The 21,490-nt window shown below is 73.7% G+C and carries 20 protein-coding genes; 9 read left to right on the top strand and 11 right to left on the bottom strand.

The features are described 5' to 3' along the window. Positions 1-161: 161 nt before the first annotated feature. From ABT238_RS01220 to ABT238_RS01200, 5 genes are all read right to left on the bottom strand, one after another. The gene (locus ABT238_RS01220) at positions 162-713 is read right to left on the bottom strand and encodes a GNAT family N-acetyltransferase (RefSeq protein WP_502891383.1); all 552 of its coding nucleotides are present in this window, start codon (positions 711-713) and stop codon (positions 162-164) included. After that, a complete protein-coding gene (locus ABT238_RS01215; RefSeq protein WP_350755151.1) occupies positions 652-1,347 on the bottom strand; it encodes a lasso peptide biosynthesis B2 protein in 696 nt (231 codons plus the stop codon). The genes ABT238_RS01220 and ABT238_RS01215 overlap by 62 nt, the downstream gene beginning before the upstream one ends. After that, complete coding sequence (locus tag ABT238_RS01210; protein WP_350755149.1) at positions 1,344-3,038, bottom strand: albusnodin/ikarugamycin family macrolactam cyclase; 1,695 nt, start codon at positions 3,036-3,038, stop codon at positions 1,344-1,346. The genes ABT238_RS01215 and ABT238_RS01210 overlap by 4 nt, the downstream gene beginning before the upstream one ends. An 82-nt stretch (positions 3,039-3,120) precedes the next feature. Further along, complete coding sequence (locus ABT238_RS01205) at positions 3,121-3,249, bottom strand: albusnodin family lasso peptide (RefSeq protein WP_350755147.1); 129 nt, start codon at positions 3,247-3,249, stop codon at positions 3,121-3,123. 319 nt (positions 3,250-3,568) lie between these two features. Further along, entirely contained in the window at positions 3,569-4,042 is a 474-nt protein-coding gene (locus ABT238_RS01200; protein WP_350755145.1) for an ATP-binding protein, read from the bottom strand. Between the two features lie 174 nt (positions 4,043-4,216). On the opposite strand from ABT238_RS01200, the gene ABT238_RS01195 reads away from it, so the two are divergent. Beyond that, entirely contained in the window at positions 4,217-5,530 is a 1,314-nt protein-coding gene (locus ABT238_RS01195) for an NsdA family TPR-like regulatory protein (protein WP_350755143.1), read from the top strand. On the opposite strand, the gene ABT238_RS01190 is transcribed toward ABT238_RS01195, so the two are convergent. Both ABT238_RS01190 and ABT238_RS01185 read right to left on the bottom strand, forming a co-directional pair. Continuing rightward, positions 5,531-6,064 carry an NUDIX domain-containing protein gene (locus ABT238_RS01190; protein ID WP_350755141.1) on the bottom strand — a complete coding sequence of 178 codons (534 nt, stop codon included), beginning with the start codon at positions 6,062-6,064 and terminating at the stop codon, positions 5,531-5,533. Between the two features lie 167 nt (positions 6,065-6,231). Then, positions 6,232-7,695 (bottom strand): NCS2 family permease, encoded by a 1,464-nt coding sequence (locus tag ABT238_RS01185; protein ID WP_350558277.1) that lies wholly within the window; start codon positions 7,693-7,695, stop codon positions 6,232-6,234. Positions 7,696-7,941: 246 nt separating this feature from the next. Here ABT238_RS01185 and ABT238_RS01180 point away from each other — a divergent pair, with 246 nt between their 5' ends. The 3 genes from ABT238_RS01180 to ABT238_RS01170 are packed head-to-tail and all read left to right on the top strand — an operon-like array spanning position 7,942 to position 11,032. Beyond that, positions 7,942-8,226 (top strand): DUF2530 domain-containing protein, encoded by a 285-nt coding sequence (locus tag ABT238_RS01180; protein ID WP_350558280.1) that lies wholly within the window; start codon positions 7,942-7,944, stop codon positions 8,224-8,226. A gap of 52 nt (positions 8,227-8,278) precedes the next feature. Beyond that, positions 8,279-10,762, top strand: coding sequence for an HAD-IC family P-type ATPase (locus ABT238_RS01175; protein WP_350558283.1), 2,484 nt, complete (start codon positions 8,279-8,281; stop codon positions 10,760-10,762). Positions 10,763-10,795: 33 nt separating this feature from the next. After that, a complete protein-coding gene (locus ABT238_RS01170; protein ID WP_350558286.1) occupies positions 10,796-11,032 on the top strand; it encodes a hypothetical protein in 237 nt (78 codons plus the stop codon). Between the two features lie 27 nt (positions 11,033-11,059). Here the strand turns inward: ABT238_RS01170 and ABT238_RS01165 are convergent, their stop codons facing one another. Together ABT238_RS01165 and ABT238_RS01160 are read right to left on the bottom strand one after the other, a co-directional pair. Beyond that, positions 11,060-14,365 carry a sacsin N-terminal ATP-binding-like domain-containing protein gene (locus tag ABT238_RS01165; RefSeq protein ID WP_350755139.1) on the bottom strand — a complete coding sequence of 1,102 codons (3,306 nt, stop codon included), beginning with the start codon at positions 14,363-14,365 and terminating at the stop codon, positions 11,060-11,062. A gap of 196 nt (positions 14,366-14,561) precedes the next feature. Beyond that, a complete protein-coding gene (locus tag ABT238_RS01160) occupies positions 14,562-15,443 on the bottom strand; it encodes a DUF3027 domain-containing protein (RefSeq protein ID WP_350558292.1) in 882 nt (293 codons plus the stop codon). A gap of 623 nt (positions 15,444-16,066) precedes the next feature. On the opposite strand from ABT238_RS01160, the gene ABT238_RS01155 reads away from it, so the two are divergent. From ABT238_RS01155 to ABT238_RS01140, 4 genes are all read left to right on the top strand, one after another. Next, on the top strand, positions 16,067-17,446 hold the full coding sequence (locus ABT238_RS01155) for an MFS transporter (RefSeq protein ID WP_502891388.1): 1,380 nt from the start codon (positions 16,067-16,069) through the stop codon (positions 17,444-17,446). 77 nt (positions 17,447-17,523) lie between these two features. After that, entirely contained in the window at positions 17,524-18,057 is a 534-nt protein-coding gene (locus ABT238_RS01150) for a hypothetical protein (protein WP_350558295.1), read from the top strand. Positions 18,058-18,067: 10 nt separating this feature from the next. Further along, positions 18,068-18,826 (top strand): futalosine hydrolase, encoded by a 759-nt coding sequence (locus ABT238_RS01145; RefSeq protein WP_350755137.1) that lies wholly within the window; start codon positions 18,068-18,070, stop codon positions 18,824-18,826. Beyond that, positions 18,819-19,664: a 1,4-dihydroxy-6-naphtoate synthase gene (locus tag ABT238_RS01140; RefSeq protein WP_350558301.1), complete on the top strand. Its 846-nt coding sequence runs from the start codon at positions 18,819-18,821 to the stop codon at positions 19,662-19,664. The genes ABT238_RS01145 and ABT238_RS01140 overlap by 8 nt, the downstream gene beginning before the upstream one ends. Positions 19,665-19,697: 33 nt before the next feature. Here ABT238_RS01140 and ABT238_RS01135 read toward each other — a convergent pair whose 3' ends face one another. Beyond that, positions 19,698-20,081, bottom strand: coding sequence for a cold-shock protein (locus tag ABT238_RS01135; RefSeq protein WP_350558304.1), 384 nt, complete (start codon positions 20,079-20,081; stop codon positions 19,698-19,700). 494 nt (positions 20,082-20,575) lie between these two features. Between ABT238_RS01135 and ABT238_RS01130 the strand changes: the two genes are divergently transcribed. Then, positions 20,576-20,812 (top strand): hypothetical protein, encoded by a 237-nt coding sequence (locus tag ABT238_RS01130; RefSeq protein ID WP_350558307.1) that lies wholly within the window; start codon positions 20,576-20,578, stop codon positions 20,810-20,812. A gap of 16 nt (positions 20,813-20,828) precedes the next feature. Here the strand turns inward: ABT238_RS01130 and ABT238_RS01125 are convergent, their stop codons facing one another. Beyond that, positions 20,829-21,461, bottom strand: a complete 633-nt coding sequence (locus tag ABT238_RS01125; protein ID WP_350558310.1) for an HAD family hydrolase — start codon at positions 21,459-21,461, stop codon at positions 20,829-20,831. Positions 21,462-21,490: the final 29 nt, after the last annotated feature.

Raw genomic sequence — 21,490 nt, 5'->3', positions numbered from 1 at the left:
GGTCTCCGAGACAAGTCTCGGAGACCAGCGTCACTCACCGCAGCCGATCACTCACACTTGCCAACAGCATCCTCCGTCGAGGAGTGCGGGGCCGTCGGGCCGACCGTGGATCTCAGAGGAGGCCGAGGGCGGGCATGAGGTAGGAGATCCCCATGTGGCGGTCAGGCGGGCGCGTTGGTGAGCAGGAAGTCGTCGGCGATGGCGTCCATCAGGAGTTCGTCGCAGGGGCGGCCGCGCCAGTAGCCCGACTGCCGCAGGCGGCCCGCAGGCTGGAACCCGGCCTTCTGGTAGGCGGAGACGCCCGCCACGTTCGGCTCCAGGACCTTGAGCCACACCATCCGCAGGGCCGTGTACTCGAACGCCCAGCGGAGCGTCAGTTCGGTCGCCTCAGCGGCGAAGCCCTTACCGCGCGCCTCCGGCGCGAGGAGGATGACGTACTCGGCCGTCCTCACGGCGGGGTCGATCGAGAGGGTCGTGATGCCGACCGGCGTGTGGTCGTCGTCGGCGACCACCTCGAACTGGGGGTAGTCGCGGTTGCGGCCCTGACCTTCCCAGCCGCCCGCGCGGACCTCCCAGGACTGGGCGACCTGCGTGCCGAAGCCGAGGATGGTGCCGGGGTCGTTCTCCCATCGGTGGTAGTCGGCCAGGTGGTCACGGTTGGTCATCGCCAGGCTGACGCGCTCGCCGGGCAGCAGGATGTGAGGGGTGGGCATCAGTGCCTCGTTCCGGGTCGGTCGGTGCGTTGATCGGTGTGCAGTCGCCAGTCTGCTCGGGTTCCTCCACCGGCAGGCCGTGAACGTCGCAAATCCAGGCGTGCAGGCGTATCGGGTCGGTGGCCACGCCGTGGCGCCAGGCACCACCACGGCCGCCGAGCAGGAGAAGGAGGGAGGCCGCCACGCTCTCCTCCAGGCAGGCGACACGGGCGGGGAACGCGCGGGCGGCCCAACGGACCGAGCGCACCGCGAGGCTGGCGTGGCGTGCGCTCGGGAACGGCAGGTGGCCGCCGGCCTCGGCGAGGCGGCGAAGGCGACCGAAGCTTCTGTCAGGACGGCCTGCCGTGCGCACAGCCAGGGTCGTCGCCACGACGGCCGCCGCCGCCAGCCGCCATGCCCACGGTGGCGGGGCGACCGCCTCCAGGCGGGCAGGGGATTCGCGGGTTCCCCAGGAGACATGCGAGTCGCGCAGGGGAACCGGGGCCGGCGCCGCGCTGTGCTTCAGTGCGTCGAGCCAGCGGGTGAGCGTGTCGCCCGTGAGGAGGACCGTCCGGCCGGTCCGGTAGTCGACGACCACGCCCGCGCGGCCGGTCAGTGCGGTACGCGTGTGCTTCGTCGGCGTGGGAATCGTCATGGCCTCTCCTCCCAGCGAACCGCCTGTCCGGCCGCGGCCGAGGACCGGAGCCAGAGTTCCGTACCGAGAACGGGTTCGATCAGGCCCCACGGGATGTCGACGCCGAGCACGGCATGGCCCAGCAGCGAGCGCACGGCCGCCGGACGGATGAGCCCGAGGCCGGCGAGGTGCCCGTCCACCAGATCCAGGACCCGGGCCTTGTTCGCGCGCAGCCCGTGGTGGTGATCGGCCGCGAACACCCCCTTGGCGCCCCGCTGAAGGACCCCTTGAGGCAGGAGACCGGTCACGGCGTCGGCCAACAGCGGCTTGTAGCGGCGTGCGGACCATCGTTGCGTCGCGGACGTGGCGAGGACGGTCTCCACGATGCGGGCGTCCGTGTAGGGGTTGTGCATCTCGATGCCGTGCGCGGCTGCGAGTTGGTTCTCCGTCGCGGCGGTCCGGCCGACGTAACGTGCTTCTCCCAGGAGGTAGCGGTCGGCGTGGCCGAGGGTGAGCGTGTCCGCGTGTGGAGCGGTGACGGACCGGGCCAGGTCGAGCGTGCGGCGGGTGAGCCACGGCATCGGCGCCGTCGCACCGCCGAGCTTTCCGGGGTCCTTCCAGGCCGCGGCCACCACTGTCCAGGGGCTCGACCGGTAGAGCCGTGCCCATGCCTGCGCGTCGTCGGCCAGGCGGAGGAACCGACCCGATCGCGCCAGGTCGGCCATGTGCACCGGGGGCGGCATGAACAGGGAGTCCCCGCCGTCCCCGGTCAGGTGCACGTTCATGCCGTCAACCGCCAACAAACGGAGTTGGGAGGAGAGTTGGGCGTGGACCATGGCCGACGGCGCCGGTTCGTCCGTCAACGGGACGGAACCGAGGTCCGCGAAGGGCAGGTGCTCCGGGCCCAGGGGCATGAAGCGGTGGCGGATAGCGGGGAACGCACGGGCGACGGCGCGGGCGTGGTCGATGTCTCCGCCGCTCTCCCGCCCCTTGGGGTGGTAGGTGAGGCCGGTGACAGGACCGGACGTTGCGGCGATCGCCGCAAGGGTACTGGAGTCGAGACCACCCGACAGATCGGAGGACGCCGCTTGTCCGGAAACCCGGATGAGCACGCTGTCCTCCAGGTCGTCGCGCAGCCGCTGTACGGCGTCGCCCCAGGCGAGGCGGGGCGCCCGCCAGAACGGAGCGAAGGCGGAAGCGCCATGCGCGTTGGCGGTCCAGCGATGCCCCGGCGGTACCTGTTCCACTCCCTTCCAAGCCGACCGGCCGGGAACCCACGCGGTCGGCTCGGCCAGGTGCGCGGCCAGCCAGGTTTCGTCCGGCTCGGCACCGATCAGCGAGGCCAGCGCGAGCGCACTCGATGCCCAGACCAAAGTCCCGTCAGCCTGGGTGATGTAGACCGGGGCCGCGCCGGCAGGGTCGGCCCACACCGTGAGCTCGCCGCGGCCGTCGTCGAAGACCAGGGTGTACGCCCCCGTCCAGGCGGTTGCCGCCATGTCCAGGACGCGCAGACCGGTTGAACGGACGAGGCGATCCAGGTCCGCGTCCGTGGCACCGCATGGGCCGAAGACCGCCAACCGCTTACCGGCGCCCTCCGCCAGGCGTACCCGGGCGTCGACCGACCAGGCCGACGGGCCGCGCCACAACACCCGTGCGCCGGCAGGCGTTCGGGACGTGGTGGCCGGGGTGATTGATCCACCGAACAGGCTCATGCGATCACCTCCAAGGATCGAGCCCGAGCAAGGTGCGGCGGCACCCCCCGGGGGTCAGGGTGCCGCCGCCGTGCCGTCAGCGTCAGGCGTCGTACGGCGCGCGCTTGCCCTCAACGCTGTTGTTGTTGCTGCCCTTCGTCAGGAACGTCGCGTCGCCCAGGACGACGACCTCCTCCTCCTGCTCGGGGTCGAGCTGGACCAGGTTCTCCATGTCGTTCACCTCCCTCCGCTGGTGCAGGGCGTGACGGTCGATCCCGTCACGGTGGCGCACCCCAGGCCCCGGTGTCGTCGTCGGGGCCAGGGGAGTCTTGGGGGACCCGCCTGTCAGGTCGGCGGCTCGCGATCGGGTGCCGACCGCGCGGGGTGTGCGAGGCCCTGATGGTCGGCAGCCTCCAACTGGTTCAACACCGAAGCACCGAGGAGGAACACGGTGACCGCGTGGCCGAGCACCCAGACCCCCGCCAGTACCGCGCCAACCGGGTCACGATGCTCGCCACGATGAAGACCGTGGGTCCCTGGTCCATTCACGTTCACGCCGCCACCGTCCTCAGCTCGAACCAGACCCACTTGCCGAGCGCAGCGAGGTCCACACCCCAGCGAGAGGCGAGCGTGTCCACCAGGCCGAGGCCGTACCCGGACTCCGCCTCACCCTTCGGCTCCATGCGGCACGGCAGTTCAACGGACGAATCCCGGACCCCCACACGTACCGACGACTGCCGCCGCTCCACCGCAACGGAGATCCTCGTGCACCCCGTGTGCTTGGCCGCGTTGGCGACCAGCTCGGTCACCAGGAGCTCAGCCACGTCAGCGAGATGATCAAGCGACCAAGCGGCCAGGCCGGTGGCCACCAACTTGCGTGCGGCACCGGCCGATTCGGGGATACAGGGCAGTTCCACCCGGCACCGCCAGTCACCAGGAAGCACCACCGGAATCTCGATGGGCACGTCGATCGGGAAACCGGCGGAGGAGGGATGGACTGTCGAGGCGGAATTGATCACGCTCATCAGCCCAGCCACCCTCTCCATCGCCCTCCGGGCATCTCCCGAAGGTGACTCCAGAGTCCCGAGCGGACAGCTTCGAAAAAAGGCCAGCGTGTGTACCCACGATGGGTAAACTCGCGGTCGGTTATCTCGCGTGACACTGAGCGATGATCTTCCTGGCGCTGAGGGGTGGCAGCCATGAGCGAGTCCACAGAGCCGCAGGGGCTTCCGCGCAGACTGCTCGCGGACCCCGACATGGTTCTTGCCTGCGCGGAGCGTGACTTCGCACGGGTCTTCCAACTCGCCGCGCGCAAAGGCGGGTTCCACCCGTCCCGCATCGCCCGCGCATGCGAGCTGACGCCCAGCAGGGTGGGCGAGGTGATGAAGGGCCGCCCGAAGATCACCAACATGGGCGTCATCGAGCGCATCGCGGACGGCTTACGGATTCCCGGGCGGATGCTCGGCCTGGCCGACCGCAGTTGGGAACAGCCCGCCGTCCTACGCCAGGGGCTCTCACTCCAGGTCGAGGTGGCGCATCTCCCCCGGCCGGCTCCCGAAGCCCGAGCAGGAACCGAGCTGGACGACCTGCTCGCCATAGCCGCAGGTACAAGGGTCACGCCCAACGTCCTGCGTTCCCTGCAAGGGTCCATCGAGGACTATTGGCGACGCGACGACCAGCATGGCGGTGAAGCCCTACGGCCGGCGGTGATCGGCCAGCTCAGGTACGTCACGGGCATCATGCGCGACACCGCGGACCCCAACTACCGTCGAAGCCTCCACGGCATCGCTGCCGAACTCGCGCGCCTCACCGGGTGGACGTACTTCGACGCACGGCAGTTCAACACCGCCCAGAGCTACTTCACCGAAGCACTCCGGTTCGCGCGCGAGATCGGCGACCGCCCGTTCATCGCCAACGTGCTCGCCTGCCTCAGCCTCCAGGCGACCTACCAGGAGAGAGCCCAGGACGCGATCACGCTGGCCCGAGCCGCCCAGGACAATGCCCATCTCGACCGTGGTACGCCGAGGCTGCTGTCGATGCTGTCGATGCGCGAAGCCTTCGGCCACGCGAGCGCGCACGACCAGGAGGCGACCCACCGGGCGATCACCAGAGCACACGACCACTTCGAGCGGATCTCCACCACCGACGACGATCCCGCGTGGATCCAGTACTTCGACCACACCAAGCTCACCGTGGACACCGGGATCGCCCTTGGCCAGCTGGGCGATGCGACGGCCGCCGAGCCCCTCATCGCCGAAGCCCTCCGGACCGAGCCGACGACGAACCTCCGAGGCCGCGCGTTCCACAGCTTCTGGCTCGCCCGCACGCACCTCCAGCGGCAGGAACTCGAACTGGCCTGCACGACCGCGACGGCAGCCCTCGACCTCGCGGCGGCCGTCGAATCCCCCAGGGTGGTCACCCACCTCCAGGAGTTCCGCCAACTGCTCAAGCCCTACCGCGGCCACACCCAGGCCGAGGAACTGGTCGACCGGATCACCGGCTCGGCCGGATGATCAGAGGCCGGCCTCGTCGAGCAGCAGGTAGAGCACACCCACGAGCGTGCCGCTGCTGACGATCTCGCGGCGGTCGATCATGCCGCGCAGCTCGGACAGGGCGACCCATTCGATCCGGTCGGACTCGTTGCGCTCGGTCGGCGGGCCCACGTACTCGACGGCATCGGCCCGGAACACGAAGTGCTCGGAGTCGGTGATCCCGTTCGCCGGCTGGGCGTAGATCAGCGGCTTGACCTCACCGACCTTCCAGCCGGTCTCCTCCAGCGCTTCGCGGGCCGCGGCCTCCGCCGGGGTCTCGTCCGGCTCGATCAGCCCCATCGGGAGTTCCCAGGCCCAGGTGTTGGTGATGAAGCGGTGCCGCCACATCATGAGCACCTGCTTCTCGCTGTTCACGATGGCCGCGACCGCCAGGTGCCGCAGCTTGACCACGTGGTGTTCCCAGCGGTGCCCGTCGGGCTGCTCGACATCGGCCAGCCACAGGTTCACCCAAGGGTTCTCGTAGATCGGACGTTCCCCGTGGATCTTCCACTGCATAGCTGCGGCCCCTCTCGATGGACCTTCAGCATCGCAGAGGAGGGCGACCTCAACAGCCCACTCCGGCAAATTCGCGTCAGACTGACGAATACTGGGGACCCTCGCACGCTCCGACGCCAACGGCCCCACACCCATGAAGGCGTGGGGCCGTCGAAAGCTCAGCGAGGTCAGAGCAGGCCGAGGGCGGGCATGAGGTAGTAGAAGGCGAAGACGGCGGAGACGGCGTACATCGGGAGGGGGACCTCGCGGCCGCGGCCGGCGGCGAGGCGGAGGACGCAGAAGGTGATGAAGCCGAAGCCGATGCCGTTGGTGATGGAGTAGGTGAACGGCATCATCGCGATGGTCAGGAAGGCCGGGATCGCGATGGTGTAGTCGGCCCAGTCGATGTCGCGCACGGAGTTGGCGAGGATCAGGAAGCCGACGGCGACCAGGGCGGGGGTGGCGGCCTGGGCGGGGACCATGGTGGCGAGGGGGGTCAGGAAGAGGGCCACCACGAAGAGGCCGCCGGTGACGACGGAGGCGAAGCCGGTGCGGGCGCCCTCGCCGACGCCGGCGGTGGACTCGACGAAGCAGGTGTTGGCGGAGGAGGAGGTCGCGCCGCCCGCCGCGGTGGCGATGCCGTCGATCATCAGGACCTTGTTGATACCGGGCAGGTCGCCCTTCTCGTCCAGCAGGTGCGCCTCGTCGGCGACGCCGAGGATGGTGCCCATCGCGTCGAAGAAGCAGGACATCAGGACGGTGAAGACGAAGAGGACGCCGGTGAGGACGCCGACCTTCTCGAAGCCGCCGAACAGGCTGACCTCGCCGACCAGGCCGAAGTCGGGGGCGGCGACCGGGTTGCCCGGCCAGGCCGGGACGGTCAGGCCCCAGTTGAGGGCGGGGATGTCGGCGACCTTGTCGATCACGACGGCGACGGCGGTCATCACGGCGATGGAGACCAGGATCGCGCCGGGGACCTTGCGGACCAGCAGCACCAGGGTCAGCAGCAGGCCGAGCACGAAGACCAGCACGGGCCAGCCGAGCAGGTGGCCGCCGGTGCCGAGCTGGAGCGGGACGGTGGTGTGCGCGGCGTCCGGGATGCGGCTGACGAAGCCGGAGTCGACCAGGCCGACCAGGGTGATGAACAGGCCGATGCCGATCGCGATGGCCTTGCGCAGGCCGAGCGGGACGGCGCTCATGACCCGCTCGCGCAGGCCGGTGGCGACCAGGAGCATGATCGCGAAGCCGGCCAGCACGACCATGCCCATGGCGTCCGGCCAGGTCATCTTGGGCGCGAGCTGGAGCGCGACGATGGTGTTGACGCCGAGGCCGGCGGCCAGGCCGATCGGGACGTTGCCGATCACGCCCATGAGCAGCGTGGTCAGACCGGCGGTGAGCGCGGTGGCGGTGACCAGCTGGGCGCTGTCCAGGTGGGCGCCGGTCATGTCCGTGGCACTGGCCAGGATGATCGGGTTCAGCACCAGGATGTACGCCATGGTGAAGAAGGTGGCGACGCCGCCGCGGATCTCGCGCGGCAGGGTCGAGCCGCGCTCGCTGATCCGGAAGTAGCGGTCCAGCGCGCCGGACGGGGGCTTCGGCGCGTCGGGCTGGGCGGGCTCGGGCGACTCGGTGGTCGGCTGGGCCACGGGCATGCTGCGTCCTCTGTGGGGGGCGGAGGAGAGGGGGACCCGCCCGGGACGACGGTGGCCGGGCGACCCGGTAGGACGGGCACGAAGCACGGTGTCCTGAGCATGCCGCGACCGACCGGAGAGACAAGTATGGGTTCCCCGATCGCTCGTACGCTATCTTCGCGCGTAGAACGAATAACCCCTGTAACAGCGCGAACAGTCTCCGTGCTGAATCGATCGGACGTGCGCCCGCACCGTACCCTAGGGCCCATGCCCAAGACGCCACCGCACCCCTCTCCCCCGCCGCTGGAGGCCAACGACGTCGCGATCGTCGGCGGCGGCACGGTGCTCTGGTTCGTGGCGTTCGTGGCTCTGCTCCCGTTCTGGGGCACGCTCTCCGACCACGGCCACGGCAGCTGGCCGTGGATCTGCCTGGCCGGCGGCGGCCTCGGACTGATCGGCCTCTGGTACTGCCGGGCCCGCCGGGACGCCATCGCGCGCAGCCGCGCGGCCGCCGCGACGCAGGCGCAGAACCCGGCCACTCGGTCGGACTGAATAGTCCTTTAGTAGCACGCATCGGACATAAGGCGCCCGTAGAGTCGGTGCCATGACGCAGCCCGCGCAGCCCGCCGAGGACCAGCCCACCGGTGACCAGCCGGACGGCGCCCACCCGCTCGGACTGCTCCCCGGGCGCCGCGGCGGGCTGACCGCCGCCGAGGTGGCCGAGCGGGTCGCCCGCGGCGAGGTCAACGACGTTCCGGTCCGCTCCAGCCGCTCCGCCAGGGAGATCGTCCGGGCCAACGTCTTCACCCGGTTCAACGCGATCATCGGCGTGATGTTCGCGATCATCCTGGTCGTCGGCCCCATTCAGGACGGCCTGTTCGGCCTGGTCATCGTCGCCAACACGGCGATCGGCATCATCCAGGAGCTGCGCGCCAAGAAGACCCTGGACAGCCTCGCGCTGATCGGCGAGGCCAGGCCCCAGGTGCGCCGGGACGGCAGCGCGCGGGAGGTCGCCGTCGGCGAGATCGTGCTGGACGACACCGTGCTGCTCGGCATCGGCGACAAGGTGATCGTCGACGGCGAGGTCACCGAGGCGGACGGCCTGGAGATCGACGAGTCGCTGCTCACCGGCGAGCCGGACCCGGTGCTCAAGCGCCCCGGCGACCAGGTGATGTCCGGCAGCTTCGTGGTGGCCGGCGCGGGCGCGTTCACCGCCACCAAGGTCGGCCGCGAGGCCTACGCGGCGCGGCTGGCCGAGGAGGCGAGCCGGTTCACCCTGGTGAAGTCGGAGCTGCGCAGCGGCATCGACAGCATCCTGCGGTTCATCACCTGGCTGCTGGTGCCGACCGCCATCGGTCTGATCATCAGCCAGCTGGCGGTGGAGGGCCGGGACTGGCGCGAGGCGGTCCGCCGGATGATCGCCGGGATCGTGCCGATGGTGCCCGAGGGCCTGGTGCTGCTGACCTCGGTGGCCTTCGCGATCGGCGTGGTCCGGCTGGGCCGCAAGCAGTGCCTGGTGCAGGAGCTGCCCGCGATCGAGGGGCTGGCCCGCGTGGACACCGTCTGCCTGGACAAGACCGGCACGCTGACCGAGGGCGGCATGGACGTCGTCGACCTGCGGATCATCGGCGGGAACGGAGGAGCGGGGGACGGGGACACCGGCACCGAGCCGGACGGCGACGGCACCCTCAAGGAGACCGTCCGCCGGGCCCTGGGCGTGATGGCCGGCGCCGACGCCCGCCCCAACCCGTCGATGCAGGCCGTCATCGACGCCTACGGCAACGGCAGCACCGAGCGGCGCGACGGCTGGCGGGTGATCGAGGCGATGCCCTTCTCCTCCGCCCGCAAGTGGAGCGGCGTGCAACTGCACGAACCGCGCGGCGACGAGGCCAGCTGGCTGCTCGGCGCCCCCGACGTGCTGCTGCCCTCCGGCCACCCGGCGCTGGCCGAGGTGGACGAGCTGGGCGCCCAGGGCCTGCGGGTGCTGCTGCTGGGCCGCACGCCGGTCCCGCTGGACGCCCCCGACCCGGCCGCCGGGCTGCGCCCGCTCGCCCTGCTGGTGCTCCGGCAGCGGCTGCGCGAGGACGCCGCCGAGACCCTGCGCTACTTCGAGGGCCAGCGGGTCGAGGCGAAGGTGATCTCGGGCGACGCGGCGGTCTCGGTCGGCGCGGTCGCCGCCCACCTCGGGCTGCCCGGTGCCGACCACCCGGTGGACGCCCGCACCCTGCCCGCCGATCCGCAGGCCTTCGCCGACACCGCCGAGCGGACCACCGTCTTCGGCCGGGTCACCCCGCAGCAGAAGCGCCAGCTGGTCGGCGCGCTGCAGTCGCGCGGGCGCACCGTGGCGATGACCGGCGACGGCGTCAACGACGTGCTGGCCCTCAAGGACGCGGACATCGGCGTGGCGATGGGCAGCGGCAGCGACGCGACCAAGGCGGTCGCCCAGATCGTGCTGCTGAACAACTCCTTCGCGGTGATGCCCTCGGTGGTCGCCGAGGGCCGCCGGGTGATCGGCAACATCGAGCGGGTGGCCGGGCTGTTCCTGGTCAAGACGGTCTACTCGGTGCTGCTGGCGCTGCTGGTGATCTTCACCCACTCGCCGTACCCGTTCCTGCCCCGGCACTCCACCGTGCTGTCCACCCTGACGATCGGCGTACCGGCCTTCTTCCTGGCGCTCGCGCCCAACAACGAGCGCGCCCGCACCGGCTTCGTGCGCCGGGTGCTGCGCCTGGCGATCCCGGGCGGCCTCATCGCCGGGACGGCCACCTTCGCCGCGTACGCGCTGGCCCGCGCCAACCACGCGACCGACCTCGAGTCGGACACCAGCGTCGCCACCCTGACGCTCTTCCTGGTCGCGATCTGGGTGCTGGCGATCGTGGCCCGCCCGTACACCTGGTGGCGGCTGCTGCTGATCGGGACGATGGGCGGGGCGTTCACCCTGGTGCTGACCGTGCCGTGGCTCTCCGACTTCTTCCAGCTCTCGCTGACCGGCACCCGGGACCCGTGGGTCGGGGTCGGCATCGCGCTGACCGCCGGCGTGGTGCTGGAGGTGGTCTGGCGGATCATGCGCCGCCGGCTCGATGATTGACCCACGGAGCGGAACGATCGCCGGGGGTGGCGGATGGCGCGCAGGGGCGGAGAGCTGGAGGCCTTCGCGGCCTTCCTGGGCGGACTGCTGGCCACCGGGCTGCTGGCCCTGGCGATGGCCGGGGTCGGCGCGCTGGCCGGGATCCACGCCGGACCGCTGCTGAGCAAGGCGGTGGCCGCCGTCCTGACCGCCGCCTGGGTGGTGACCACCCTGACGATCTACCTGCGGCTGCTCGCCCGTGGCCGCACCCGCTCCGGCACCCGCTCCTGAACGGGCGGGCACCGGAGCGGTCGGCCGTCAGCCCTCGAAGTCCCGGGCGGCGGACAGCTCGTAGGCCCGGTCCGGCTCGCTGAGCGCGGCCAGTACCTCGAACCGGCGGTGCCACTGCCCGACCGACCAGGCCAGCCCGGCGGCCAGCCCCTCCGGCGTGGCCGCGTGCAGCAGCCCGGGCACCGGCGGCACCTCGAACTCGTCGTCCTCGTCCGCCTCCTCGGCCGACTCCGGGTCGTACGGCGCCTCCGGGGTGCCGCCCTCGGCGTCCCAGCGCCAGTCCACGGCGGCCTCCTCGCCGTCCGGGCCGACCACCAGCAGCTCCTCGTGCTCCTCGTAGGCGACCGGGCAGCCGGGCAGCAGCTCCCGCACCACGGCCGGCACCCGGTGCAGGGCGCCCTGGGAGAGCACCCGCCCGCCGGCCACCTCGCTGGCCAGCGAGACGTGCAGCCGCTCGGCGAGGTCGGCGGCGAGCGCCGGGGCGACCGGCAGCAGCGGGTGGTCGTGCAGCAGCTCCACCAGGTCGGGGGCGTCCGCGACGACCGCCTCGGCGGCGTCCACCACGACGGTGCGGTCGGGGCGGCGGCCGGTCGCGCGGTCCAGCGGCGGCACCGCCCGCACCACGTCCAGCGGCTCGATCCGCTCCGCCTCGACCCGGGCCAGCGCGGTGTGGATGCCGTGCAGCTGGCGGTGCCCGACCTCGGCGGCCGGGTCGGTGAGCCGGTCCAGCACCTCGTCCGGACCGTGCGGCTCGGCGAGCAGCGCGGCCAGCGTGGTGCGCACCCCCAGCGCGTGCAGGAACTGCTCGTCCAGGGTGGTGCGGGCCTCGTCGTACAGCCCGCGCAGCAGCGGGTCGGCGCCGGCGGCGCGCAGCCCGGCGGGCTCGCGGCCGTCCAGCACCGGGTGGTCGCGCAGCCACCAGGCGGTGTACGGCGGCAGGTCGGCGTACGAGCCGTCCGGCAGCAGGGTGCGGACCGGGTTGACGACGGCGTCCCGGTACGGCGGGCGGGAGAGCGCGGCCAGCGCCTGCGGCCAGGCGTCGTCGTCCACCAGGTCCAGATCGCGGACGGCGAGCAGCTCGGCGGCGACCGGCGGGACGCCCACGGTGTCCCCGTCGTCGGCGTGCAGGGCCTCCAGCGCGTCCTCGGCCCAGTCGGCCAGGCCGTCCGGCGCCTCGTCGATCAGCCCGGTGGGGTGGCCGCCGGCCGCCCGGTCGGCGGGGGCGGTCGGGTCGAGCCGCTCCAGGTCGTCCGGGTCGAGCACCACGTCCTCGGCGCGGACCAGCACGAACTCGGCCGGCACGCCGGCGGCGGCGAGCACCTCCGGGCCCCAGCGCTCCAGCAGCTCGTCGTCCACCCAGGCGGCGTCGTCCTCGCGCGCCAGCGCGGCGAGCGGGCTGTCGGGGAGCAGCAGCTCACCCGCGCGGACGGGCTCGCCCTCGTCGTCGAGCAGGGCCAGCCGGGCCAGCCAGGGGTGCTCGCCGGGTGCCGGGGCGGCCGCCCTGACCAGTGCCAGCACGGCGTCGGCGAGGTCGGCGGCGGCGTCCGGGTCGTCCTCGGCCAGCTCGTAGGAGCGGGCGACGGCGGCCCGCACCTCGGGCGTGTCCAGCACCCCGGCCGGGGTGGCCGCGCCGGCACCGAGCTTGGCCAGCAGCGGGTGGGCGGCCTCCGGGTGGGCGAGCCGCAGGTCGAGCACGGCGAGCGCGCCGGCCAGCGACTCGGGGTAGCCGGGGAAGGCCGCCCAGTCGGCGTCGTCGGAGGGCAGCAGGACCCGGCGCGGGCCGGTGATCGTCCGCCCGTCGGCGAGCGGCACCGGCAGCGCGCCGAGCGCCTCCGGGTCGGCGCCGCCGAGCGCCGCGTACAGGTTGCGCCACCAGGCCGGCTCGCGGTCCAGGCCGCCCAGCTGGTCGACCACCTCGGCGAGCGGCACCCGGCGCACGTTGAGCACCCGCAGTTCGGTGCGGCGCTCCAGGCCGGCCGGCAGCAGGCCGGGGAAGATCGGCGCCAGCGCCTCGACGACCGAGCCGTCCGCGCCCTCCAGCAGCGTGGCGTCCCGGGGCCGCAGCGCGGGCGTGCCCTCCTCGACCGGCGCCGGGTGCGGCAGGAACGGGGTGCCGGGCAGCCGGGAGAGCACGGCGGCGCGCAGCGCGTTGTCCAGCGCGCCCTGGCCGAGCGGGCCGGGCACCAGGCCGAGCGAGCCGAGGTCGCCGCCGCGGGCGCGCAGCAGGTCGGCGTAGGTGTCGGCGGCGCGCTCGGTGAGGAAGTCGGCGAGCGCGCCGGGGGCGACGTGCCGACGGGTGGAGTCCAGCGGGTAGGAGGCGATCAGCAGCGCGGGCAGGCCGAGCGGCTCGTCGCTGGGGGTGGGCGCGTGCAGCACCGGGGCGATCGCGGGCCGCTGCGGGGCGCCCTCGTCGGAGACCGGCACCGCCCAGGTCACCGTCCAGTACGGGCGGGCGCGCTCCTCGGTGGGCCGGTCGGCGAGCAGGTCGGGGGCGAGCGCGCCGGCCGCCTCGGCGGTCTGCCAGACGGTGCGCCGAAGGCCCCCGCCCGCGTCGTCCGTCACCGTCACCTCGGTGACGCCGTCGGGCCGCGGCCCGGCGGCCGAGCGGGTCAGCGTGCGGGTGCCCTCCGAGGTCTCCACCACCACCTCGGCCAGGCCCGGCAGGGTCAGCAGCAGCGCGTCGTCGACGGCGGCCAGCAGCCGGCGGGTGAGGTCCTCGGCGGCGGCGTCGCGCAGCGGCAGCACCACCACCGTGTCGTAGCCCTCGGGCGCCGGGCCCTCGGCGGCGAACGGCAGGCGCAGCAGCGGCACGTGGCCGTCCCGGCGGCGCAGTTCCTCGGCGAGCGCCGGCTGCGCCCCGGTCAGCGCCCGGGCCTCGCCGAGCGACCAGCGCACGCCGCCGGCCGAGCCGAGCACGGCGGGCTCGTCGGTGACGGCGAGGACGGCGGCGAAGCCGACGCCGAACCGGCCGACGGTGGTGTCGCGCTCGCCACGCTTGGAGGAGGCGCGCAGGGTGGACAGCGACTCGACGGCGGTGGCGTCCAGCGGCGCGCCGGTGTTCGCGGCGGCCAGCACGCCGTCCGCCAGGGTGAGCCGCAGCCGGCCGGGGCCGTGCCCGGCGCGCACGGCGGCGTCGGCGGCGTTCTGCGCCAGCTCGACCACCAGCCGGTCGCGGTAGCCGCCGAGGGCCAGCTCCTCCTCGGCGTTGGCGTCCTCCCGGAACCGGGCCGGGGAGGCGGCCCAGGCGTCCAGCACCCGACGGCGCAGTCCGGCGCTGTCGAAGGGGTCCGCGAGGTGCTCGTCCGCGCCGCTGCCGATGATCCGAGGTTCCACTGGACCTGCCTTCCGCCGCCCTGTTGTGCCCTACGAGGGGCATTCTTCCCTGCCGGAAGGACTGCCCCGGACACGCCCCCGGCCGCAGCCCGCCCCGGCCGGGCGACGGCGCGGGCGGGAATCCGGGCCGGAACGGCGGCGGCCCGCCCCACCGGGTGGGACGGGCCGCCGCCGGCCCACGATGCCCGGGCGGTGCTCAGGAGTGGCCGAGCTCCTCGGTGGGCGCGTCCGGCTCGACCGAGCCGGAGAGCCGGTCCGGGTGCAGCGGCAACGGCTCGACCACCAGCTCGTCCAGGATCAGCTCGGCGGGCGCCGGCGGAGCCGGGATGACGGCCGCCTCGGAGTGCCCGCCGCAGCCGTACGCGAAGGAGACGATCTGGCCGTCGGCCGGGCCGAACTCGTTGCCGCAGACGCCGAACGCCTGGCCGAGCGAGCCGCCGATCGGGATCAGGAAGCCGCAGCTGACGCAGGAGGCCGGGGCGGACTGCGCCATCGGCGTCTGCGGGCCGTGCGCCTTCTCCCAGCGGTCGGCGGCCAGGTGCAGGCCGAGGCGGGACAGCACCCGGCTGCGGCCCATGCCCAGCTCGTCGGCGACGGCGCTGATCTGGGCGCGCACCGGCGCCGGCTGGATGTCCGGGTCGGTGACCAGCACGTCCTCCTGCGCGGCCTGGGCCACCGCGGAGTTCGGCGCGGGCTCGTCCTCGCCGGTCCAGCCCGGCTCCAGGCGCAGGTCGTCGGCGCCGGTGGGCAGCAGGTCCCCGGGGCCCATGTCGCCCGGCCGCAGCCGCTCGCTCCACGGCACCCACTGCGGGGCGAGGATCGCGTCGGCGCCGGGCAGCAGCACGACCTCGTCCAGCGTCACGTTCTTGGCGCGCGGGGCGCGGGCCACGGTGACGGCCCAGTGCCAGCCCCGGTACGCCGCGTCCAGGCACTCGAAGGTGTGGGTGACGACACGGTCGGCCTCGGCCTGGACACCCAGGTGCGCTCCGACGGTCTCGGCGCCGACGGCGTCCTCGGCTGCCTGACGGGCGAGTTCGACGGCCTCGGCACAGAGCCGATCAGGGGTACGGCTTCGCATCGCAGCACTCACGGCGTCGATTCTCTCCCAGTTCTTCTGTCGCCCACGGCGAGTTGCCTGTTCCGTCGCGGCTCGGTGTCCCTCGTCCATTCTGCGCGACCGCGGGCCACCGCGGATACCGGCCGCGCCGCTCATCGGTTCCGCCGGAGCCGGTCGGGCCCTCGGGCGGACCCTGGGCAGGCTACCCGCCGGTCGGCCACCCGGCACAGTCCGGGGCGCCCGGAGTGGCTCCGGAGCGTCCGGAACGGGAACGACGGCCGACGGCCGCGCGGCGCGGAGCGGAATCCCGCGTTGTCGTCCCGATTCTGGGGCAGGATGGGCTTGTGGCGGACGAGAACCCGTCGCAGCACGCACTGCGCGCCTCGCAGACCGGCAGCCCCGACGAGGCGGACGCCGTGCCGCGACAGCAGCCTCCGGTCCACGATGCGGGCGAACCGCGATCGGTGGACCCCTCGCCACTGCCCGCCGCCGAACCCTCCGGATCCGCGGACGCCGCCGGTCCCGGCGCCGTGGCCACCGGTGCCGCCGGGGCCGAGGAGTCCCCAGAGGGCTTCGAGGACGTCGCGGACATCGAGGACTTCGGGGACTTCGGGGAGGAAAAGGAGGAGCCGCGCCGGCACTTCCTGGTCCGCACCGCCTCCGCGGCCGGCTCCCGCACCGGCAAGGTGGTGCACGGCACCGGCCGGCGGATCCGCCGGGCCACCGCGGCCGAGGGCGCCGGCGAGTCGGGCCTGGCCAAGCTCATCGAACTGCACGCGCTGAACGCCTTCGGCGACATGCTGATCACCGTGGCGCTCGCCTCCACCATCTTCTTCTCGGTGCCCACCGGCGAGGCCCGCGGCCGGGTGGCGCTCTACCTGCTGGTCACCATGGCGCCGTTCGCCGTGCTGGCCCCGGTGATCGGCCCGCTGCTGGACCGCCTGCCGCACGGCCGCCGGGCCGCGATGGCGACCTCGATGCTGGCCCGCGCGGTGCTCGCCTGGACGATGGCCGGCGTGGTGGCCGGCGGCGGACTGGCGCTCTACCCGACGGCGCTCGGCGTGCTGGTCGCCTCCAAGGCGTACGGGGTGGTGCGCAGCGTGGTGGTGCCCCGGCTGCTGCCGAGCCGGCTCTCCCTGGTGAAGGCGAACTCCCGGGTCACCCTGGCCGGGCTGCTGGCCACCATGGTCGCGGCCGGCGTCGGCGGGCTGCTGCACCTCATCGGGCCGAGCTGGCCGCTGCGCGGCGCCTTCCTGGTGTTCGTGGCGGGCACCCTGATGGCCTTCCACCTGCCGCACGCGGTGGACTCGGCCAAGGGCGAGCAGCGCGCGGTGCTGCACGCCGAGGAGCACCCGCCGGGCCACCACGGCCTCCTGCCGGGCCGCGCCGCCGAGGAGCTGGCGCCCGCCGGGCAGCGGCCCAAGGCCTCGCTGCGCACCGTCGGCCCGTCGGTGATCCTGGCCCTGCGCGCGATGGCGGCGATGCGCTGGCTGGTCGGCTTCCTGGTGCTGTTCCTGGCGTTCCTGCTGCGGGACGACCCGATCGGCGGCCTGCGGCCGACCCTGGCGCTCGGCCTGGTGGCGCTGGCCGCCGGGACGGGCAACGCGCTCGGCTCGCTGCTCGGCTCCTGGCTGCGCCCCCGCAGCCCCGAGGTGACGGTCACCGCGATGCTGCTGCTGGCCGGCTGCGCCACGGCCGCCGCCGCGCTCTGGTACGGCGTGGTGACGGTGGTGACGGTCGCCGGCACGGCCGGCCTCGCGGCCTCGCTGGGCAAGCTGTCGCTGGACGCGCTGATCCAGCGGGACGTCCCCGAGGCGGTGCGGACCTCCGCCTTCGCCCGCTCGGAGACGGCGCTCCAGCTGTCCTGGGTGGCGGGCGGCGCGGTCGGCATCCTGCTGCCGCTGGACGGCGCGCTGGGGCTGTCGGTGGCCGCCGCCGTGCTCGGCGCGGCGCTGCTCTGGACGTTCCGCTCGCTCCTGCGGGTGGGGCTGCGCCACCGCCCGGCCGCGCCCCGGGTGGCCTAGCACACCGGGGCGGCGGACAACACGCGGCGGCCGACCCCCGCGTAGCGTGATCGCGAAAGCCCGGTAGCCTCTGACGCATGAGCCTCAGCACCCGCGCAGTCGCCGGCCTCGGCGCCGTCGTCGTCATCGCCGCCGGCACGGTCGGCGGGTCCATCGCCTACGCGTCGAACCAGCACGAGATCAGCGACCACCGCGCGACCCTGGTGGTCGGCAACTCCTCGCAGGCCGCCGACCCGTTCTGCTTCAACGACGGCAACCCGCTGACCGACCAGCAGCAGGAGGAGTGCCAGGACAAGGCCGGCAAGGCCCTGGAGGACGGCACCCTCCCCTCGTCCGACGTGGTCGTCAGCGACCGCATCGCCATCGGCGTCAGCCCGGACGTGGCGGACCGCGGCTGGTGGGCCAACACCAACGGCGGCCAGCAGGGCCAGGGCGGCCGGTTCATCCTGGCCTCGGCGGCCCGCAACGCCACCTTCTCGGGCTCCGTGCCGGCGAGCAAGGCGCTCAACTCCTCCGGCAAGACCCTGATCACCGTGGTCGAGACCGACCCGAAGTCGCCGGACGCGATCTACGCCGTGTGGTACTTCCAGCTGAACACCCAGGACAGCTGACGGTCCCGCGGTGACGGTACGACTCCCCGACGAGCAGTCGGACCCCGCGCGGGCCCGGCTGCTCGTCGTCGTCGCGGTGCCGGCCGAGGCCGAGGCCGTGCTGCGCGGCCTGGGCGCGGCCCCGCAGGGCCCCGGCGAGCGGGTGGCGCTGCCGGGTGGCGCGCTGGACCGCGTCGCACACCCCTCGGGCGTGACGGTGGACGTGCTGGCCGGCGGGGTCGGCCCGGGCGCCGCCGCGGCCGCCGCGGCCACCGCGCTCACCGCCGCCCGCTACGGCCTGGTGCTGTCGGCCGGGATCGCCGGCGGCTTCGCCCCCCGGGCGCCGATCGGCGCGACCGTGGTCGCCACCGGGATCGTCGCCGCCGACCTGGGCGCCGAGACCCCCGAGGGCTTCGCCGACGTCACCGAGCTGGGCTTCGGGACCGTCCGGCACACCCCCGCGCCGGCCGCCGTGGCGCTCGCCGCCGAGGCCCTGGACGCCGTCACCGGAACCGTTCTCACCGTCTCCACGGTGACCGGCAGCGCCGCCCGCGCCGCCGCCCTGAGCGCCCGCCACCCGGACGCGGTGGCCGAGGCGATGGAGGGCTTCGGGGTCGCCGAGGCCGCCGCCCGGCACGGCGTGCCCGCGTTCGAACTGCGGACCGTCTCCAACGCGGTGGGCCCGCGCGACCGGTCCGCCTGGCGGATCGGCGAGGCGCTGGCCGCGCTGGAGCGCGCCTTCGCCGCCCTGCCCCACCCCGCGCTAGTGAAGGAGGCCGGCCGTGGCTGAACGGCTGAGCATCGCGTACTCGCCCTGCCCGAACGACACCTTCGTCTTCCACGCCTGGTCGCACGGCCTGGTGCCCGGCGCGGACGCCCCCGAGGTCACCTTCGCCGACATCGACGTCACCAACGGCCTGGCCGAGCGCGGCGAGCTGGACGTCCTGAAGGTCAGCTACGCCGCGCTGCCGTGGGTGCTGGACGAGTACACCCTGCTGCCGTGCGGCGGCGCGCTCGGACGCGGCTGCGGGCCGCTGGTGCTGACCCGCCCGGAGAGCGGGGACGACCTGAGCGGGAAGACCGTGGCCGTCCCGTCCGAACGGTCAACCGCCTACCTGCTGTTCCGGCTCTGGGCGGCCCGGGCGGTGCCCGGCGGCCTGGGGGAGATCGTGGTGCTGCCGTTCCACGAGATCATGCCCGCCGTCCGGGACGGCCGGGTGGACGCCGGCCTGGTCATCCACGAGGCCCGGTTCACGTACCAGAACTACGGACTGCGCTGCCTCGCCGACATGGGCGAGGCCTGGGAGCGGGAGACCGGTCTGCCGATCCCGCTGGGCGCGATCATCGCCCGGCGCTCACTGGGCGCGCAGCGGCTGCGGGAGCTGGCCGAGGCGATCCGCGCCTCCGTCCGGCAGGCCTGGGACGACCCGGAGGCCAGCCGCCGGTACGTGCTGGAGCACGCCCAGGAGATGGACCCGGACGTCGCGGACCGGCACATCGGCCTGTACGTGAACGAGTTCACCGCGGACCTCGGCGAGGAGGGGCACGCGGCCGTGCGCGCGCTGCTCACCCGGGCCGCCGCGGAGGGACTGGTGCCGCCGCTCGGCCCGGGCGCGCTGGACTTCTGAGGCCCGCCTCCGGCGAACCTCCGGCTCAGGTCACTAGACGTCGAACTGGTCGGCCACCGCGCGCAGCAGCACGGCGAGCTTCTGCCCGGCCGGCTTGGCCGGGTAGCGGCCGTGCTGCAGCCCCGGCAGCACGGCGTCCATCATCGTGATGAGGTCCTGGACGAGCGCCGCCATGTCGTCCGGGCTCTTGCGCTGGGCGGCGGCCACCGACGGCAGCGCGTCCAGCAGCTGGACCTGCATCGCCTGGTCGCCGCGGTGCCCGGCGACCACGCCGAACTCGACCCGCTGGCCCGGCTTCAGCGACGTGATCCCGGCGGGCAGCGCCTTGGTGTGGACGAAGACGTCGCCGCCGTCGTCGCGCGACAGGAAGCCGAAGCCCTTCGTCTCGTTGAACCACTTGACCTGGCCGGTGGGCATCTCGAACAGTCCTCGATGTGGGTGTGAGGGATCCCGGCCCTGGCCGGGAATCGCTGGGTGGTGGGACAGCGGGCCGACCCGGGGGGACACGCCCGCAGGGGCGCACGCGGTCAGCACACTGTAAGGAGCAGACTAACGGTCCGTCACTGTCTCATCCGCGTTCCGCACAAGATCCGTACGGGGCTCCGACGGCCACGGGCGACCCGGAACCGGCATGGCCGGGGCGCGGCTCGGCACTGTCCACAGGCTCGCACCCCCGGTCGGAGAGAAGCGGGGCGCACTGATCGCACCCCTCGGCACAGCCTGCATACCCCCGCCCAGCAGGGATCAAAACTCCCAGCGCCCGGAAAACTGCGCAACGTGACCGGGTCGCTCGTCCGCGAAGCGCCCCCGGACGCCCCCGCCCGGCACCGCGCGGGACCGGCCGCCGGCGGCCTCTGCGAGACTGGGACGGCAGCCGAACCCGCCGTCCCGGCCGCAGAGGAGCAAGCCCCGTGAGCAGCCAGAGCGCCGACCGCGGCGACGCCTACGTCAAAGCCGGAGCGATCGTCTTCGGGCTCGGCGCGCTCGCCACGCTGGTCACCTTCGTCCCGCTGTTCCTGCACCTGACGCCGCTGCCCACGGCCGCGTACTGGCTCAGCATGCTGATGCCGCTGGGCTTCCTGCTCGCCCTGACCGGCCTGCTGCTCTCCGCCCGGGCCCAGCGCCGCCGGTCCCGCGCGAACGCCTGAGCGCCCGCGCCGGGGCCTAGACGGCCGTCCCGAGGTGCCCGGCCAGCCAGGCCGGGAAGGCGGTGAGGTCGGGCAGCACCACGTCCGCGCCCGCCGCCCGCAGCTCCTCGGCCCCGTACGGACCGGTGGCCACCGCCACCGCGACGGCGCCCGCGTGCCGGGCTCCCCGGATGTCGCCGAGGTGGTCGCCGACGTAGACGGTGGCGCCGTGCTCGCGCAGCGCGTCGCCCTTGGTCTCCGCCCAGAGGTCGCCGGCCAGCGCGTCCGCCCGCATACCCGCGTGCTCCAGGTGGAGCCGGGCGTTGGGCTCGTACTTGCCGGTGATCACCGCGACCCGGCCGCCGTGCGCGCGGACCGCCTCCAGGGCGTCGTGCGCGCCGGGCAGGGCGACGGTCGGCGCGAAGGCGTGGTCCCGGTAGAGCGTGCGGTAGCGGTGGGCGACCGCCTCCACCCGCTCCTCCGGGAACCAGTTGCGCAGCTCGTCGAGGAGCGGCGGTCCGAGCCGGGTCACCACCAGGTCGGCGTCGATGACGGTCCCGGTCTCGGCCGACAGCGCCAGATAGGTGGCGCGGATGCCGGGCCGGGTGTCCAGCAGCGTCATGTCCAGGTCGAAACCCACAGTGAGCGGGGCGTCCGAGGTCGCAGGCATGCCGTCAGGCTATCCAACGTCCCGACCTG

The sequence above is a fragment of the Kitasatospora sp. NPDC001527 genome (genome assembly GCF_040298605.1).
Classification (GTDB): Bacteria; Actinomycetota; Actinomycetes; order Streptomycetales; family Streptomycetaceae; genus Kitasatospora.
Note: the sequence above shows the minus strand (reverse complement) of the source record. Positions and strands in the feature narration are given on the sequence as shown.

Coding starts and splice junctions, on each gene's coding strand:
- ABT238_RS01220 (WP_502891383.1), bottom strand. CDS start 713: ATGCCCACCCCTCACATCCTGCTGCCCGGCGAGCGCGTCAGCCTGGCG.
- ABT238_RS01215 (WP_350755151.1), bottom strand. CDS start 1,347: ATGACGATTCCCACGCCGACGAAGCACACGCGTACCGCACTGACCGGC.
- ABT238_RS01210 (WP_350755149.1), bottom strand. CDS start 3,038: ATGAGCCTGTTCGGTGGATCAATCACCCCGGCCACCACGTCCCGAACG.
- ABT238_RS01205 (WP_350755147.1), bottom strand. CDS start 3,249: ATGGAGAACCTGGTCCAGCTCGACCCCGAGCAGGAGGAGGAGGTCGTC.
- ABT238_RS01200 (WP_350755145.1), bottom strand. CDS start 4,042: ATGAGCGTGATCAATTCCGCCTCGACAGTCCATCCCTCCTCCGCCGGT.
- ABT238_RS01195 (WP_350755143.1), top strand. CDS start 4,217: ATGAGCGAGTCCACAGAGCCGCAGGGGCTTCCGCGCAGACTGCTCGCG.
- ABT238_RS01190 (WP_350755141.1), bottom strand. CDS start 6,064: ATGCAGTGGAAGATCCACGGGGAACGTCCGATCTACGAGAACCCTTGG.
- ABT238_RS01185 (WP_350558277.1), bottom strand. CDS start 7,695: ATGCCCGTGGCCCAGCCGACCACCGAGTCGCCCGAGCCCGCCCAGCCC.
- ABT238_RS01180 (WP_350558280.1), top strand. CDS start 7,942: ATGCCCAAGACGCCACCGCACCCCTCTCCCCCGCCGCTGGAGGCCAAC.
- ABT238_RS01175 (WP_350558283.1), top strand. CDS start 8,279: ATGACGCAGCCCGCGCAGCCCGCCGAGGACCAGCCCACCGGTGACCAG.
- ABT238_RS01170 (WP_350558286.1), top strand. CDS start 10,796: ATGGCGCGCAGGGGCGGAGAGCTGGAGGCCTTCGCGGCCTTCCTGGGC.
- ABT238_RS01160 (WP_350558292.1), bottom strand. CDS start 15,443: ATGCGAAGCCGTACCCCTGATCGGCTCTGTGCCGAGGCCGTCGAACTC.
- ABT238_RS01150 (WP_350558295.1), top strand. CDS start 17,524: ATGAGCCTCAGCACCCGCGCAGTCGCCGGCCTCGGCGCCGTCGTCGTC.
- ABT238_RS01135 (WP_350558304.1), bottom strand. CDS start 20,081: ATGCCCACCGGCCAGGTCAAGTGGTTCAACGAGACGAAGGGCTTCGGC.
- ABT238_RS01125 (WP_350558310.1), bottom strand. CDS start 21,461: ATGCCTGCGACCTCGGACGCCCCGCTCACTGTGGGTTTCGACCTGGAC.